The organism is Methylobacterium nodulans ORS 2060, assembly GCF_000022085.1.
In the GTDB taxonomy this organism is placed as follows: Bacteria; Pseudomonadota; Alphaproteobacteria; order Rhizobiales; family Beijerinckiaceae; genus Methylobacterium; species Methylobacterium nodulans.
Genome location: NC_011887.1, coordinates 137,065 through 151,828, shown reverse-complemented (window position 1 = coordinate 151,828; position 14,764 = coordinate 137,065). Strand labels below are relative to the sequence as shown.

Genomic DNA, 14,764 nt, shown 5'->3' with positions numbered 1-14,764 from the left:
CGTGAGGGGCGCATGAGGAGCGTGCTGTCCGTCTCGATCGGGCAATATTCCAGCGCTGGGCGCAAGGCCGCCAATCAGGACTTCCATGGGGCCCTGATTCCGGATGGCGCGATGCTTGCCGCGAAGGGCATCGCCGTCGCGCTCGCCGATGGCATCAGCACGAGCCGGGTCAGCCATGTCGCTGCCGAAACTGCGGTCAAGAGCTTGCTCACGGACTACTATTGCACGTCGGACGCCTGGTCAGTGAAGACCTCGGTTCGGCGCGTTTTGAACGCAACGAATTCCTGGCTGCACGCCGAGACAAAGCGTGGCCAGCACGCCTACGACCTCGACAAAGGCTATATCTGCACCCTGAGCGCCCTCGTGCTGAAAGGGCGCCGGGCACACCTGTTCCACGTCGGCGATTGTCGCGTCTTTCGGCTGTCGAGAGGAACGCTCGAACAGCTCACGGAGGACCATCGGGTCATCCTCTCGTCGCAGGAGAGCTATCTCGGTCGCGCCCTCGGCATGGCGCCTCACGTCGAGATCGACTACCAGGCCTTCGATCTTGACGAGGGCGACATCTTCATCCTGGCGACAGACGGCGTCTACCAGCATGCCGCGCCAGGCTTCATGGCCCGGGCCGTGCAGGACGCGGGCGACAAGCTGGACGCCGCTGCCCGCCGCATCGCTGAGGAGGCCTTTGCGCGCGGGAGCCCCGATAATCTGACAGTCCAGGCTGTCCGGATCGACAGCCTGCCCGACTGGGACGCCTCCGCCTTCGCAGGCTTCTCGCAGACCCTGCCGGCCCCGCCTCTCCTCGAAGCGCGAGCGGTTCTCGACGGCTACACCATTCTTCGTCCTCTTCATCATAGCCACCGCAGCCACCTGTACCTGGCCTCCGACGACGCATCGGGTAGCTTGGTCGCGCTGAAGATCCCGTCCGTGGACCTGAGGGACGACCCCGCCTACTTGCAGCGCTTCATGATGGAGGAGTGGATCGCGCGCCGGCTCGACTCGCCGTACGTCGCCAAGGCCCCTGCGCAGGACCGCCGGCGCACGCAGCTCTACACCGTGATCGAGTACGTGGACGGACAGACGCTGGCACAGTGGATGACTGACCATCCCGAGCCGGATCTGGAGACCGTCCGCCGCATCGTGGAGCAGATCGCTGCAGGGCTGCACGCTTTTCACCGCCGCGAGATGGTGCACCAGGATCTCAGGCCCGAAAACATCATGATCGACCGGCACGGGACCGTGAAGATCGTGGATTTCGGATCGACGAGAGTGCTGGGCGTCGAGGAGGCGCAGCCGCTCCCGCACACGGACGAGGGGCTCGGCACCTTGCAATACGCAGCACCAGAATACTTCGTCGGAGAGGTTGGCACACCGAGCTCGGACCTGTTCTCGCTCGGCGTGATCGGATACCAAATGATGACTGGCCGGCTGCCCTACGGCGTTGAGGTGGCGCGCGCGCGGACGCACAAGCAGCAGAAGCGACTGACATACATTCCAGCGGAGAACCTTCCCGATTGGATCGACGGTGCGCTTCGCAAGGCGGTGCACCCTGACCCGTTCAGGCGCTATCGAGCTTTGTCCGAGTTCCTGTACGACTTGCGCCATCCCAATCCGGCCTTCCTCGGCCGGGGCCGTATCCCGCTGTACGAGAGAAACCCGCTGCTCGTTTGGCAGGCACTTTGCTTTTTTCTCGTGCTGATCATCGTCTGTTTGCTCACGGTGCACAGCCGCTAGGCGCCCGAAGAGTGATCGGTCCCCGTGGCCCACATGCGAGGCGCACCTGTCTTCCAGCGGCATTCGGTGTCCGCGCGTAGATCCCCGATCGGCAGCGGGATCTCCCGACCGCTCTCGTCGGAGGCGCGGCGGAGATTGCGGCGTCTCACGGACCAGCCCCAGCGGCTACCCCTTGATAGCGCTCACAAAATTGTATTGCTGGCGGGCTGGCATCGAGGGAACGCTCTCGCAGGGCGTCCGTGATCTGCACCTGCGGCGCGCTCGCTATCTCGGGCTGGCCAAGGTCCATCTCCAGCACGGGCTGACCGCGGCCGCCCTCAACCTCGTCCGACTTGCCGCCTAGCTGGCCGGAGAGCCCCTGGCCTTCGCCCGCCTCATCAGCCAAGCAGCCTGACATCCCAAATTCGCCAGCAGTATCGCCTTGGAGCCAACCGCTTTCACGGTAAGCCGCCGCTGATCGGCCTTGGAGTCCATCGACGCAGCGGAGAGGGAAGAATGCGAACCTTTGACATCATTCGATTTCTTTTCGGCCGGGCTCTGAGAGAAGACACGACCTGCCGACGCTGCGGCCGCGTTCAAGTTCCTGTGACAGCGCCCCCGTCGCAATCCCGACTGTCTCGGCCTCGCGGAGCTTCCTCGCCACGAGAAGCCCATCGCCGACGGAAAGGACGCAGCTATCGACGCGAGAATCGGCCGTGATCCGGGCTGCGATCGCCCGCATGGCGGCCGCATCGGGGTCGGTGCTGTCGGGATCCGCGACCCTGCCTTCCCAGAGGACGTTGTCGACGACGATCAGACCGCCCGTCCGCACCAGCCGCAGGCAAGCCTCATAGTACACATTCATCGGCTCCTTGTCGGCGTCGATGAAGGCGAGATCAAAGCTTCCCTCGGCCCCCTGGTCGAGGAGCTTCGCCAGGGTGGCTTGGGCTGGTCCGACGGCGAAATCGATCCTGTCGATGAGGCCGGCCTTGCGGAGATACGGTTCGGCGATCGCGAGCACTCCTGGGTCGATGTCGCAGGCCAGGAGAAATCCGTCCTCGGGCAGGACGGAGGCCATCCAGATCGCACTGTAGCCAGTGTAGACGCCGATCTCGAGGATGCGCTTCGCGCCGCAGGCACCCACGAGCATTCTGAGCGCCGCCCCCTGGTCGGGCGTGATCTGGAGGAAGCTGTCCGGCCGCGTCGCGTTGTACTCCCGCAGCTCCCGCAGGACCGGGGTCTCGCGCGTGTAATGCGCACGGATGTATTCCTGAGACCGCGCATCGGCGATGCAGTTCGTCATGGTCGCCGTCCAGAGCTAGAGGGGTGAAACGGCCGACCCGGCTGCGGGTCGCGCCCGTTCGAGGGAGCGCTTGCGGTCGGCCAGCGTGAATGGCGAGAAGTCCGTGTCGCGGTCGTAATAGTCCTCATTCTCCTGCCTCTTGAGCCAAGCGATCAGCGGCATGGACACCGGCAGCGCGACGAGTTCCCAGACCACTTTGAGGAACCAGACAGACAAGCCCATCCAGAACATCTGGCTGATCGTGTAGATGCCCGCGAAGGCAATGCCGAGAACGATGACCGTGTCGGCTGCGGCGCCGAACACCGTCGAGCCGACGAGCCTCACGGCGAGATAACGACCGCCGGTCATCACCTTGAGCTTGGCGAGCACATAGGAGTTCACGAACTCGCCCACGACGTAGGCGGTCATGCCGGCGACAGCGATGCGCGGCGTCAGGCCGAGCACCGTCACGAAGGCGTCCTGGGCAGACCAGAATGGGGCCGGTGGCAGGGCAGCCGCCGTCCAATATCCCGCGACCCAGACGATCTCCGAAATCAGCCCGGCCCAGACCACCTGCCTCGTGACGCTGTAGCCGTACACTTCGGTGAGGATGTCGCCGAACATGAACGTGGCGGGAAACAGCACGATCGAGGCGGGAAACGTCAGACCGAAGATGCTGACGATCTTACCAGACAGGATGATTGTGCAGACGAGAGTTCCGCAAAACACGCCCGCAAGCAGCAATAGATATTTCCTGTTTTGCATTTGTGTTTCCTCCTCTTGTGCCGGTCCGAGTCATCGTGCATCCGAAGCTCGCCTCATTCGGCGATGCCGTCGACGTCGGGGGTCCGCCAGGCGAGATGCTGGCCACCATCGACCGCGATCATCTGTCCGGTGATGCTCTTGGCCGCCGCCAGGAAGGCGACGGCTTCCGCGACATCATCGGCCGAGCTCCCGTTCCCCAGGAGACAAGCGGATCGCTGCATCTCGAAATCCTCGAACGACTGCCGGGCGTTGCCGAGGGTCGGTCCCGGCCCAACGGCATTGACCCGGATCCGCGGTGCAAGCGCCTGTGCGAAGGTTCTCGTGGCGGTCCAGAGCGCCGACTTGGACAGGGTGTAGGAGATGAACTGCGGCGTCAGCTTCCAGACCCGTTGATCGATGATGTTGACGATGGCACCCGTCGCCGCCGGCGGCAGCCGCTGGGCCATGTCGCTCATCAGGAATGCCGGTGCGGCGAGGTTGACGTCGAAGTGGCGGTTCCACTGCCGGCGGCAGAGATCGTCGGCCGAATCGTTCTCGAACTCGGAGGCGTTGTTGACGAGTAGCGTGACCGGGCCGAGTGCCTGCTCGGCCCGGTTGACCAGGGTGGCGATCGACGCCGGGCAGGCAAGATCCGCCCGCAAGGCGACGGCGTCCCCGCGGCTGCCTGCGATCTCATGAGCGAGAGCGCAGGCCTCACCGTAGGAGCGATGGGAGTGGATCGCGACCGCGTAGCCCTCCAGGTAGAGGCGCTTCGAGATCTGGCGCCCGATGCGCTTCGCTCCCCCGGTGACCAGGGCCACGCCTCTCCGATCCGTGAACCGGATGCACATGCCCTCATCACCCCTTCAGCATCTGGAACGCCTCGGCTCGCTGCTCCGGATCGGTCTTGAGGCAGCCGGACGCCACGAGGGTCCGCGTGAAGCTATGGGACGAGCGAACACCGCGCATGGCCATGCAGAGGTGCTCGGCCTCGACCAGAGCCATTGCTCCCAGAGGGGTCAACGCCTCCTCCAACGCCGCCACGATCTGCGACGTGAGCCGCTCCTGCAGCTGCGGGCGGCGCGCGATCGTCTGGACGCAGCGCGCGATCTTGCTGAGACCCGTGAGCCTGCCGCCCTGGGGGACGTAGGCGACGTGGGCCTTGCCGAAGAACGGGACGAGATGGTGCTCGCACATCGAATAGAACTCGATGTCCCTGACCACCACGATCTCCTCGTGCCCGTCATCGCAGAACTGGGTCTTGAGGTGAAGGACGGGATCCTCATTGAGACCCGAGAACACCTCCTCGTACATTCTCGCCACACGCGCCGGCGTGTCGCGCAGGCCCTCGCGGTCGACATCCTCGCCAACGCACACCAGAAGGGATCGGACGGACGCGGCCATCGCCTCCCTGCGCTGCAGGATAGCCCCAGCCGCAATCTTCGCGGTGGTATCGATGTTCCCCATGGCGCTCTCCCCTTATGAATCATGTGGCAGCAAGCCACTCTTCTCTACAGGAAGTGGATCTCGATCTTCCTCGTGCGAAGCAGCTCCCAATCGATGTCTTCGACGGAGAAAAATCGGCGATCGAATATCTTTTCTTCGTTATGCTGCTGAGGCACGCCGAGTCCGGAGAGGACATAGCCTTCCACGTAGTCCCGGTCGGAGACGATTGCGTCGACCCCGCCGTCCATGACGTCGATGATGTAGCGGATATCAGCAGGCTCGTAGAGGCGGATCAAAGGGACGAGCTGCCCAAGACCAAGGGCCCGGGCAGTTTCCACGGCAAAGTCGTTCGCCCTCACCTCAAACTCGATCCTGTCGCACAGGATTTTTGGCGTAACAACCGGTCCGCCGCCGCTCGCCGCCCTGTACCGGTAAACGTGCGCATCACCGTCTTCGGAGGTTTCATAGATATAGTCGTAGCGTTGGATACCGAGACGTGCCGCCCTTGTGATGAACTGATAGTGCCCCAATGTGTGCAGAAGCATGAATATCTTCGTCGGAGACGAAATTTCATGCAGATAATGGAAGCTGCGCCCCTTGATGACGGCCTTGATGCCATGATCGAAGCATTTCGAGATCCTGAGATCGAGCCCGAATCGAGAGACCAGCTTCGTGGCCAGATCCTCGTACAGCGTCTCTGGATAGGAGCTTGCAACCTCATCATAGGTCAGGTTGAGGCCGATCTTGAGAGGCACGATCGACTCATTGCGAGCGAGATAGAATGCGTTAGTCATGAATCCCACTCTCTGATGCGGCGACCCTGCCACGGGCAGTATTGATCGCCGCATATCGCATGATATTTCAAGGCATATACTAGCAGGATCCGCTCGCCAACAATTAGGGTTTCTTAATATTTACTTAGTCTTGACTCTGTGCGCGACAAGACTTGTCCGCAGCCGCGGTCCGGGCTGCTGGTGCGTTCGGCGCCGATTCACCCGTGGAACACGCAGCAGAGCTTGTTGCCGTCCGGATCGCGCGAGTAGGCGGCGTAATATCCGGGATGATACTGAGGCCGCAGCCCGGGTGGCCCCTCATCGCTTCCGCCGGCCGCCAGCGCGGCGGCGTGCCACTGTCGAACGACCTCCTCGTCCTGGGCCAGAAAGGCGACCGTGGTCCCGTTTCCCGGTGCTGCGGCGCAGCCGTTCAAGGGCGGTCCGACGAAGAACATGGGGGCTCGGCTGCCTCCATCGGCTGCGTACCCGATCGCCCCACTGACATCGTCCGCAGCGATCCTGCGCAGACCGAGGACGGCCAGGACACGGTCATAGAAGGCCAAGGCCGTCTGAAGGTCGTCGGTGCCGACGACGATGTGGCTGTACATGAGATGCTCAATGTTTGCGTGTTCTGAACTCATGCCAACGGTCATTTCCAATGACCGTTGGCATCAGGTCATAGGGGCAGCGCGCGCCTGCATCCGCGGAACGGCGAGGCAGGCGCCGAGCGCCAGCAGCAGGAGGAGCAACGATGCGCTGGCATGATGGGCCGGATGCTGTTCGTGAAGGATGCCACCGATCAGCGCGCCGATGCCGATGCCGACCTGGATGCCGGAGTTGTTGAGGCCGAGGGCGACATCTACCGAGCCTTCGCCCGAGGCCAAGATGGCCTGGACCGGCGCCACCACCATCCAGGAGGACAGGCCCCACGCCGCCATGAAGGTGACGGCGCTCGCAAGGCCTCCGGCCAGAAAGGGGAAGGCGGCGATCACCAAGGCATTCAGCACGATTGCGAGGATTGCAGCCCGGTGCTCCGAAATCGCGTCGCTCAACGCGCCGCCGAGATAGCCGCCGCCCATGCAGGCGGTCCCGAAGGCCACGATCGCGACGCTCAAGCCGGCCCCATCCAGGTCGAACCGGTGCTTCAGCAGGGGCGCTGCGTAGCTGAACATGGTCGAGTAGGCGCTCATCCAGGCGAGACTGACAACGAGCGCGGCCACCTGCCTTCGCCCCATCGGCTGCGGGTGACCTCCACCCTCGTGCCGGCCGTGCGGGCCGGCTTGGCCGAGATCGGGCTGGGCGATCAGGAGGCCGCAAAGTCCGGCGCCGCCGGCCGCTACGCCGTAGAACGCGGATCGCCAGCCGGAGACCTCTGCGATCAGCACGCCGAGAGGGACGCCGGCGACCAGGGCGAGGCTCAAGCCCATCAGAACGGTCGCCATCGCCCGTCCCCGTTGGTTGCCCGGAACGGACTCGCCCGCACAGGAGATGGCGATGGCCAGGACGATGCCGGACGCACCTCCCTGCACGACCCGCCCGACCAGGGCCGTCCCGATCCCCGGCGCACCTGCGACGGCGACCGAGGCCAGCGTGAAGATGGCTGCCGAGACCAGTAGCAGCGTGCGCCGCTCACGCCTGGGCCTCAGCGACAGCAGCAGGGGAGGTGCGACCGCATAGGCAACCGCATGCCAGAAGATCAACGAGCCGACCGACGCGACGGACACGCCGAGATCCGTCGCCATCACGTCGGAGATGCCGGCCGTCATCAGCTCGGAGACGCCGACGACGAACGCGCCGAACGCCATGGAAAGGGCCGTCGACACGTCGTCCTCCCCCGACCGAAGGTTCCGCCCCGGTCCGCAAGGATCGGCCGTTCCGTCGCTCTGTGCTTGGTCTCAGCCGCGAAAACCCTTGCTCGAGAGCGCGGTTGCAGCGTGTGACCGCCACGGCCCGGCTTGGATTGAACCGTATAGCACGTTAGAAACGGGATAACCGGCCGACCAAGACGCTGGTGCATACAGTATACAAGGGAGATGCGACCGAATGCCGTTGGAGGACATTTCTATTGACGGCCGCGATATGTCTCTGAGGGAGAGAAAGTTGTGCTGGCAGGCACTTGTCGGCGAGCATTTGGCCGATGTCGAACTCGACGCCTCCCCCGATATTCCCGCAGGTGAGGCATTCGCCGGGACGCTTCGGATCCGAAGCTTCGAGCGCGGCACGCTCGCAGACATCGCCAGCGGGGGACAGGTGCTCACCCGCACGGCCGATCGCATCCGTCGGGCGAAGTCCGACGCGGTCCTGTTCAATATCATCCTCTCGGGGCATTGCCGCCTCGAGCAGGACGGGCGCCAGGCTGTACCAACGGCGGGCAGCCTCTTCCTCTATGAGAGCGCGCGTCCCTACCACATCGAGACCTCGCCCGATTTCCGCACCATTGTCGTCATGATCGACCGCGGACGGCTCGAGAGGAGCCTCGGAAATCTGCGCTTCTATACCGGACGAGCGATGTGCTCGGTCGACACGGTGGCGCGCATTGCAGGCTCGTTCTGGCAGACTCTCTCGAGTCAACTCGACGGCGTTCCGGATGCTGCGGCCAACACGCTGATCGAAGCCGGCATCGACGTCGTCATCCCCGCTCTGAGGTCGATGGCGGGTGACCGGGCAGAGGGATCGGAAGCCTGCGAACTGACGGTCATGCGCGCCACGGCGTTCATCGCCAGCGCCTTCCACAGGGAGAGCCTGACCGTCGACGACATTGCCGCGGCCGCCGGCGTTTCGACGCGCCGTCTCCAGGAATGCTTCAAGGAAAAGGGGCTCACGCCGATGGAGCAGTTGCGCAAGCACCGCCTGAAGCACGCCCACGATCGCCTGAACGACGGCCATTGCCAGAACCTGTCGGTCCTCAGCATCATGAGCCAGTCGGGCTTCAGCGATCCGGCGCATTTCAGCCGGGCGTTCCGCAAGGAATACGGCATATCCCCATCGGCTGCTCGATCCGCCTCGCAGCGCCGCCCCGCAGTTCGGGTCGCCTGACAAGAGGGCGATCTCCCGCCGGTATTGTCACGAGAAACGATGGCAGACGAGCTCTGGTCGAGGTAGGGAGGGGGACTGTCGGGAATTCCGTGTGCAGGCGGACAAGATGGGAGTGCAGGAGACCCCCGATGGCCCGCCGCAAAGACCCCAGCATCCCCGACGCCGTGCTCGATCAACTGCTCGACGGCCTGAAGAAGGCCTTAAACGAGCTCTGAACGCGGAGATGGACCACGATCTCGTCGGCGAGACCGAGGCCGGCAACAGCCGCAACGGCTCCGGCACAAGACCGTCACCACCGATACCGGCCAAAGTCGATCTCGCCGTTCCCCGCGACCGGCAGTCCCCCTTCGATCCGCAGCTGATCGCCAGGACCAGCGCCGCTTTCCCGGCTTCGAACGAGAAGATCATCGCGCTGGACGCCCGCGGCATGAGCACCCGCGAGATCGTCGGGCACGTGCGCGATCTCTATGGCGTCGAGGTCTCGCCGGACCTGATCGGCGCGGGGACCGACGCGGTCCTGGAGGAGGTTGCCACTTGGCAGGCTCGGCCGCTCGAGCCGGTCTACCCCCCTCCACCATGATCCGGCCGGACAGCCCGACGGTGGCTGAGGCCGAGCAGAAGATCGCCGAGCACTTCCATTTCGTTCCGCCCGATCATCGCGCGGCTGAGGCGGGCCGGCTCATCGAGTGGTGGGATCGCCGGATCGTCTACTCCCTGTGCGGCGAGCGCGAGCGCGTCATCGTCCTCTCGCTCCGTGCTGCGCTACTCGATCGGCCGGTCGGCAACGAAGGTATTCTTACGTCACTGTTGCGCCGTCGAGAGCGCGCGTGTACTGGCGGTACACACCGATAGTCCATGCAGATGCACCGTGATCCCGCTGAAACTCGCACTGACCGCCGTCATCGTCGCCTTGCTCACCCAGCCTCTCTGGGCGCCGCAATGGGGAGGCGGCATCCTCGCCGAAATCGGGGCCTTCGGACCGGCGGGCGCCGCCATCGTCGTGCTGGTTTTCTTCAGCCTGGTCGCTCTTTACTGCCTCAGCCTGCAACGGATGCTCGAAGCGATAGCCCCTGCGAAGCGTGCTGCGTCACCGCGTTCGGTGTGGCTCATGTTTGTGATCCCCTCCAATTTCGTGGAGGATTTCTTCATTGTCGGCTCAATAGCGGCATCGCTCAGGAATGACGGTCGAACACACGCCCGGACCCAGCTCGTTTGGCTCATTCTTGGCATGTCATGGTGTGGTCTGCAGATCGTGTCCCTCCTGCCCGGACCGGTCGGGGTTGTCAGCGGCGGTATCGCCCTTCTGGCCTGGGCGGCCCATTGGATGCTCACCAACCACATGACCCGAGCCCTGCTCGACTCTTCGCCGAGCGAAGTCCCTGCGCCTTCCGCCGGGCAGGCGCCGGCCTCCCGGGCGTGATAGGCCATGCCGCTCCCTCGCTTTGAACGGCTCCCCATTGAGACGCGAACTGCGTTCCTCGCGGTAGCGCGCTCGCATTTCGCGCGCGATGGACGAGACGGAGCGTCGCTCAACAAGATCATCGGCGACTCCGGGTTCTCCAAGACTTCGGCCTACAACTACTTCGACGGCAAGGACGACCTCTTCGAAGCGGTCGTCGCGGATTCGTTTCGCCGCGTCAGCGAAGTTCTCGGCGAGTGGCCCGTCGCTCGTGACGAGGCCGCGCTGTGGAGAAACTTCCACGCCGCGAATGACAGGCTCAATCGCTTCCTGCTCGCAAACCCGGATGATCGCTCGCTGCTTGCAGGTGCCGGCTCACGGTCCGAACCGCCGAAGTGGCTCCATGCGTTCTTCACCAACGCAGTCGAGCTCGGACTCGTCGACGTCTCGCCGGGCCGAGAGTTGCTGGAGAGCGCGACGCTCGCGGTCCTCCGCTCGTTTGACGAGTGGGCGCTCGGCCGATTGCCTGCCGAGGCGGATGCGGGCGCGACCGCTCGCGTGAAGGAGCTCTTGCGTCGGCTCTGGGCTTGCTGAACACCGCGATCGCGCAGCAGACGCGGCGAACGGCATGGCCGCAAAGGCCGGGGATACCGGCACGCAGCGGCTTGCCGGGGAGAAGGGCAGGGGGCCTCTTTCCCCAGCTGTAGAGGCAAATGCGGCCCGCTAGAGCGGTGCCCGCTCAGGTTGAAGCGTAAGCATCGTGCTCGTATCCGGCGGCCGCGAAGGAGTTGCGGCCCTCCTCGGGTGAGAAGTGCATGCAGGCTTGGCGGATACACCACGCGCTGGCGCAGATCGGCGGACAAGGTGGTCGGCATCAGCCTCCTCCTTGGGTCGTCAACTCCTTCACATCCTGCACAGCTTCAGAACGGATGAACACCGCTCTAGCAGAGCAGCGCCTCGGCCCGAAGCACAAGACCGAGGGAGGCCTGCGCCGGCTTAATCAATATAAATTGATAACAAAAAACTATGTAAATGGAAACATATGTGAGAGACGCGTGCCTCAAATCCCTTAGAACCAGTCGCCCGCCGTTGAGCGCGTATGTTGCTTGTTTTTTGGTTAGCCAAATTCTCATCGTGGAGGAGGCTACAATGCAAGCGATTAGCGATTCCCAGTTGAATGGTTGCCCGCCGAATGGCAAAATCGGCGACGGTCCCGACAACGACAGCCACGCATCCCCTGAGAATGTTGTCCTCCCAGACGGCTACTCCCTGCAGGCTTTCGCGACCGGTTTGACGTTCCCGACCGCCATTACGTTCTCGAACGATCAGGTCTGGGTGAGCGAATCAGGACCCACACCCGACACGGTGCCTCAGGTCGTGCAGATCGGTCCCGATGGGCACCCGATCCCTGTGCTCTCGAGCGACCAGCTCCCTGCGGGCGTTCTGGCCGGCCCCATCACCGACATCACCTTCCACGACGGCGAGATCTGGGTTGCGCACCGGCAGGTCGGCGCCAACGGCTGGCTGGTCGGCGCTATCTCGAAATTCGATCCCGCCAATCCGGTCGACACCTTCACGACCGTGTTGACGAACCTGCCTTCCACCGGGGACCACTACACCGAAGAGATCACCTTTGACGCTTCGGGTCGCCTGTATTTCTCACAGGGGAGCGCCACGAATTCGAGTGTTGTCGGGCCGGACAACGAGCTCGTGTCGGGCTGGCTCTCGCAATTCCCCGATTTCCACGATTTCGCGGCGCACGACGTCGTGTTGAACGGCACCGAATTCCATGCGCCCGTTTCCATCCCCGGGCTCAACCCCGAGAACCAGGTAACAGCGCCGTTTATGCCGTTCGGCTCCGGCCCGATCGCACCGGGCACCGTCATACCCGCAGCCACGCCGGACGCACCACAAGAAGGGATGATCGCAGGGAATGCGGCCGTCTATTCCTTTGATCCGACGGCTGATGATCCCGCGTCCACCCTGCAGCTCGAGGGCTGGGGATTCCGCAATCCCTTCGGCATTGGCTTTGACCCGTTTAACCCCGATTTGCTGTTCGCGACCAACAACGGCGCCGATATCCGGTCCGCTCCGTTGGATGGGCTGCAAGTGGTCGAGTCGCGGCCGATCGCGAACGATTTCGACGATCTCTTCGTCATGAACGCGGGCGGGACAGCGGAGTTCTTCGGATGGCCGGACTTCTTCCATGATCCAAATACGGGCGCTGTGCTGCCCGTTACCGATCCTCTGTTCGCTCAAGGCGACCTGCCGATCCCTCCTCCGGGCTTTGTCTTGGACGAGAACTTCCGGAGCGGCTTGCAGACCGAACCTGCTGTTGCCCAATTCGAGTATCACTCATCGGCCAACAAGTTCGATTTCTCGACGGACGACCAGTTCGGCTCAGTGGGAGATTTGTTTGTCGCCGAGACCGGCTCGTTCGTGCCGGTCACGGGAGCACAGGACCTGGTCGGCTACAAGGTCGTCCAGGTTGATCGCGACACCGGGACCGTGAGCGACTTCATCACGCACACCAGCAATACGGTCGATGATATCTTCGACCCGAACGGGTTCAACAAGCCGATCGACATTAAATTCCAGGATAGCACGATGTTCATCGTGGACTTCGGAGTGTTCGAGCCGGGACTTAACCTGGCACAACCCGAGACCGGAAAGGTGTGGATCCTCTCTCCAACCACCAACGACCCAAACGGCGCGCTGTTGGAGTGAAGTGCGCCCGTTCCTCTGTGCTACGAGGCCGAGTAGGCTATAGCACCGGAGGTGGTTCTTGGGCACTCGCGGAGACAGCAGTCGGGCGGTACAGAGGCGAACCGGCCAACTGCGGGATGGGCGGTAAGCGTTAGCTAGGAGCCCGTCCGAGTAACGGTTTGATGCGTTGGGACTAAGGTTGAGATCTGGGCGGATGGCTCCTGCGCCACAGGCTCAGCGCGCGGCCTGCGCCAGCTTCAGGAGGTTATGGGCGGTGCAGATCATCGCCCACTCGCCGCGGACCTGATCGAGCCCACGTAGCAGGAACTGTCGGAAGCCTCTGGCCTGCTTGATCTGCCCGAACACCGGCTCGACGACCTGCTTCCTGAGACGGTAACGGCTCCGGCGCCCAGCCCGCTTCAGGCGGACGGCCATCGCGCTCATCAGGGGCATCTTCGTCAGCCTCCGGCGACCTGCTGCATCCGCCTCGCCGTGACGGGCACGGCCCGGAGCGAGATAGGCTGTGATCCGTCGCTCCTGCAGCGCGGCCAGGTTCGCCTCGGTGGCAAAGCCGGCATCTCCGGAGACCTCCCGCGGCTTGCGCCCGAGATGGGTGCAGACGCCGTCGACGAGCGGCACGAGAGCGCGCGAGTCGGCGGGGTTCGTCACGAGCCGATGCGCGACGATCACCTGATGGGCCGCATCAACCGCAATCTGGCCGTTGTAGCCCTGCACGAACCCGTCGCGCGTGGGCAGGATGCGGCTGTCCGGGTCGGTGAAGTTGCGCTGCGCCCGGTCGGGCGGACCGCCGTCCTCGCCCCGCAAGGGCCGACCTTGCCAGCGCATGCCCGACGAGGCCCCCGGCCCGTCCTCGTCCTCCGGATCGGGCGGATCGGCAGCCTCTGCCTCCAACGCGGCCTTGGCGGCGCGGATCGTCTCCAGCCGCCGCTGCTTGTCGGCCATCCAGGCCGGTGTCTCGTCGCCACGATGGTCGGTCCCATGAGCCCGATCCTCCGCCGCGTCGGCCTCGCGCGCTTGATCCAGCCAAGCCTCGACCTCGGCGGCCAGCGTCGACTCGGCCGCCTTCATCCGGCCGTAGCTCATCGCCTTGTGGCGCGAGGCGTTGGCCTTCAGCTTGGTGCCGTCCACCGCCACGTGGGCAAAGCCGACCAGCCCGGCCGCCCGGCACAGCCGCAGCACCTGCACGAACAGGTCCGAGAGCGCCGTCAGATGCCGCTTGCGGAAGTCAGCGATGGTGCGGAAGTCGGGCCGGTTCAGGCCGGTCACGGCCATGAAGTCAACCCGCTCCTCGCAGGCGCGGGCGAGCTGACGCGACGAGTACAGACCGCGGCTGTAGCCGTAGAGGAGCAGGGCCACCATCATGCCGGGATGGTAGGGCGGGTAGCCGCGCTCCTCGGTGTAGGTGTCGAGAATGGCTGAGAGGTCGAGCGCCTCGCGCACCGTATCGCGCACGAAGTGCGCCATGTGCCCGGGCGGCACGAACTCATGCAGCGAGGGTGGCAGCAGCCAGCCCTGATCGACGTCCCAGGAGCGAAACACCTTGGCCATGAGCCGAGTGAATCATCCCAAAGCGCCGCCGTCGAGGTACTTACTCGGACGGGCTCCTAGATCATCGGAGGAGGTGGGGATTGACCCGCTTGCTCTCCA

14 protein-coding genes and 2 pseudogenes are annotated in these 14,764 nt (G+C 64.2%); 8 read left to right on the top strand and 8 right to left on the bottom strand.

Features of this window, described 5'->3' with window-relative positions; translation table 11 throughout:
* Window positions 1-12: 12 nt before the first annotated feature.
* Entirely contained in the window at window positions 13-1,731 is a 1,719-nt protein-coding gene (locus MNOD_RS39125; protein WP_012631133.1) for a bifunctional protein-serine/threonine kinase/phosphatase, read from the top strand.
* 193 nt (window positions 1,732-1,924) lie between these two features.
* Window positions 1,925-2,071 (top strand): annotated as a pseudogene (locus MNOD_RS45210) (transposase); the annotation flags it as partial.
* A 171-nt stretch (window positions 2,072-2,242) separates the two neighbouring features.
* On the opposite strand, the gene MNOD_RS39115 reads toward MNOD_RS45210, so the two are convergent.
* The 7 genes from MNOD_RS39115 to MNOD_RS39085 all read right to left on the bottom strand — a co-directional run bounded on the left by MNOD_RS39115 (window position 2,243) and on the right by MNOD_RS39085 (window position 7,778).
* The gene (locus MNOD_RS39115) at window positions 2,243-3,013 is read right to left on the bottom strand and encodes a class I SAM-dependent methyltransferase (RefSeq protein ID WP_012631132.1); all 771 of its coding nucleotides are present in this window, start codon (window positions 3,011-3,013) and stop codon (window positions 2,243-2,245) included.
* A gap of 15 nt (window positions 3,014-3,028) precedes the next feature.
* Window positions 3,029-3,757, bottom strand: coding sequence for a queuosine precursor transporter (locus tag MNOD_RS39110; RefSeq protein WP_012631131.1), 729 nt, complete (start codon window positions 3,755-3,757; stop codon window positions 3,029-3,031).
* Between the two features lie 53 nt (window positions 3,758-3,810).
* Window positions 3,811-4,587 carry an SDR family oxidoreductase gene (locus MNOD_RS39105; RefSeq protein WP_012631130.1) on the bottom strand — a complete coding sequence of 259 codons (777 nt, stop codon included), beginning with the start codon at window positions 4,585-4,587 and terminating at the stop codon, window positions 3,811-3,813.
* A gap of 7 nt (window positions 4,588-4,594) precedes the next feature.
* Window positions 4,595-5,203, bottom strand: a complete 609-nt coding sequence (folE, locus tag MNOD_RS39100; protein WP_012631129.1) for a GTP cyclohydrolase I FolE — start codon at window positions 5,201-5,203, stop codon at window positions 4,595-4,597.
* Window positions 5,204-5,247: 44 nt separating this feature from the next.
* On the bottom strand, window positions 5,248-5,976 hold the full coding sequence (locus MNOD_RS39095) for a hypothetical protein (protein WP_012631128.1): 729 nt from the start codon (window positions 5,974-5,976) through the stop codon (window positions 5,248-5,250).
* A gap of 197 nt (window positions 5,977-6,173) precedes the next feature.
* Complete coding sequence (locus MNOD_RS39090; protein ID WP_012631127.1) at window positions 6,174-6,563, bottom strand: VOC family protein; 390 nt, start codon at window positions 6,561-6,563, stop codon at window positions 6,174-6,176.
* A gap of 63 nt (window positions 6,564-6,626) precedes the next feature.
* Window positions 6,627-7,778, bottom strand: coding sequence for an MFS transporter (locus tag MNOD_RS39085; protein ID WP_012631126.1), 1,152 nt, complete (start codon window positions 7,776-7,778; stop codon window positions 6,627-6,629).
* Window positions 7,779-7,998: 220 nt separating this feature from the next.
* Between MNOD_RS39085 and MNOD_RS39080 the strand changes: the two genes are divergently transcribed.
* The 6 genes and pseudogenes from MNOD_RS39080 (at window position 7,999) to MNOD_RS39055 (ending at window position 13,117) form a co-directional block, all read left to right on the top strand.
* Window positions 7,999-8,991 carry an AraC-like ligand-binding domain-containing protein gene (locus MNOD_RS39080; protein ID WP_012631125.1) on the top strand — a complete coding sequence of 331 codons (993 nt, stop codon included), beginning with the start codon at window positions 7,999-8,001 and terminating at the stop codon, window positions 8,989-8,991.
* 128 nt (window positions 8,992-9,119) lie between these two features.
* Window positions 9,120-9,559, top strand: a pseudogene (locus MNOD_RS39075) (transposase); the annotation flags it as partial.
* Between the two features lie 32 nt (window positions 9,560-9,591).
* Entirely contained in the window at window positions 9,592-9,843 is a 252-nt protein-coding gene (locus MNOD_RS39070; RefSeq protein WP_198157712.1) for a hypothetical protein, read from the top strand.
* A 16-nt stretch (window positions 9,844-9,859) separates the two neighbouring features.
* On the top strand, window positions 9,860-10,411 hold the full coding sequence (locus MNOD_RS39065; protein ID WP_012631123.1) for a hypothetical protein: 552 nt from the start codon (window positions 9,860-9,862) through the stop codon (window positions 10,409-10,411).
* Between the two features lie 6 nt (window positions 10,412-10,417).
* Window positions 10,418-10,984, top strand: a complete 567-nt coding sequence (locus tag MNOD_RS42240; protein ID WP_012631122.1) for a TetR/AcrR family transcriptional regulator — start codon at window positions 10,418-10,420, stop codon at window positions 10,982-10,984.
* 555 nt (window positions 10,985-11,539) lie between these two features.
* Window positions 11,540-13,117 (top strand): PQQ-dependent sugar dehydrogenase family protein, encoded by a 1,578-nt coding sequence (locus MNOD_RS39055; RefSeq protein WP_012631121.1) that lies wholly within the window; start codon window positions 11,540-11,542, stop codon window positions 13,115-13,117.
* Window positions 13,118-13,330: 213 nt separating this feature from the next.
* On the opposite strand, the gene MNOD_RS39050 is transcribed toward MNOD_RS39055, so the two are convergent.
* Window positions 13,331-14,665 carry an IS1182-like element ISMno38 family transposase gene (locus MNOD_RS39050; RefSeq protein WP_012631034.1) on the bottom strand — a complete coding sequence of 445 codons (1,335 nt, stop codon included), beginning with the start codon at window positions 14,663-14,665 and terminating at the stop codon, window positions 13,331-13,333.
* Window positions 14,666-14,764 lie beyond the last annotated feature (99 nt).

Coding starts and splice junctions, on each gene's coding strand:
- MNOD_RS39105 (WP_012631130.1), bottom strand. CDS start 4,587: ATGTGCATCCGGTTCACGGATCGGAGAGGCGTGGCCCTGGTCACCGGG.
- folE (WP_012631129.1), bottom strand. CDS start 5,203: ATGGGGAACATCGATACCACCGCGAAGATTGCGGCTGGGGCTATCCTG.
- MNOD_RS42240 (WP_012631122.1), top strand. CDS start 10,418: ATGCCGCTCCCTCGCTTTGAACGGCTCCCCATTGAGACGCGAACTGCG.
- MNOD_RS39115 (WP_012631132.1), bottom strand. CDS start 3,013: ATGACGAACTGCATCGCCGATGCGCGGTCTCAGGAATACATCCGTGCG.
- MNOD_RS39110 (WP_012631131.1), bottom strand. CDS start 3,757: ATGCAAAACAGGAAATATCTATTGCTGCTTGCGGGCGTGTTTTGCGGA.
- MNOD_RS39055 (WP_012631121.1), top strand. CDS start 11,540: ATGCAAGCGATTAGCGATTCCCAGTTGAATGGTTGCCCGCCGAATGGC.
- MNOD_RS39080 (WP_012631125.1), top strand. CDS start 7,999: ATGCCGTTGGAGGACATTTCTATTGACGGCCGCGATATGTCTCTGAGG.
- MNOD_RS39050 (WP_012631034.1), bottom strand. CDS start 14,665: ATGGCCAAGGTGTTTCGCTCCTGGGACGTCGATCAGGGCTGGCTGCTG.
- MNOD_RS39090 (WP_012631127.1), bottom strand. CDS start 6,563: ATGTACAGCCACATCGTCGTCGGCACCGACGACCTTCAGACGGCCTTG.
- MNOD_RS39125 (WP_012631133.1), top strand. CDS start 13: ATGAGGAGCGTGCTGTCCGTCTCGATCGGGCAATATTCCAGCGCTGGG.
- MNOD_RS39095 (WP_012631128.1), bottom strand. CDS start 5,976: ATGACTAACGCATTCTATCTCGCTCGCAATGAGTCGATCGTGCCTCTC.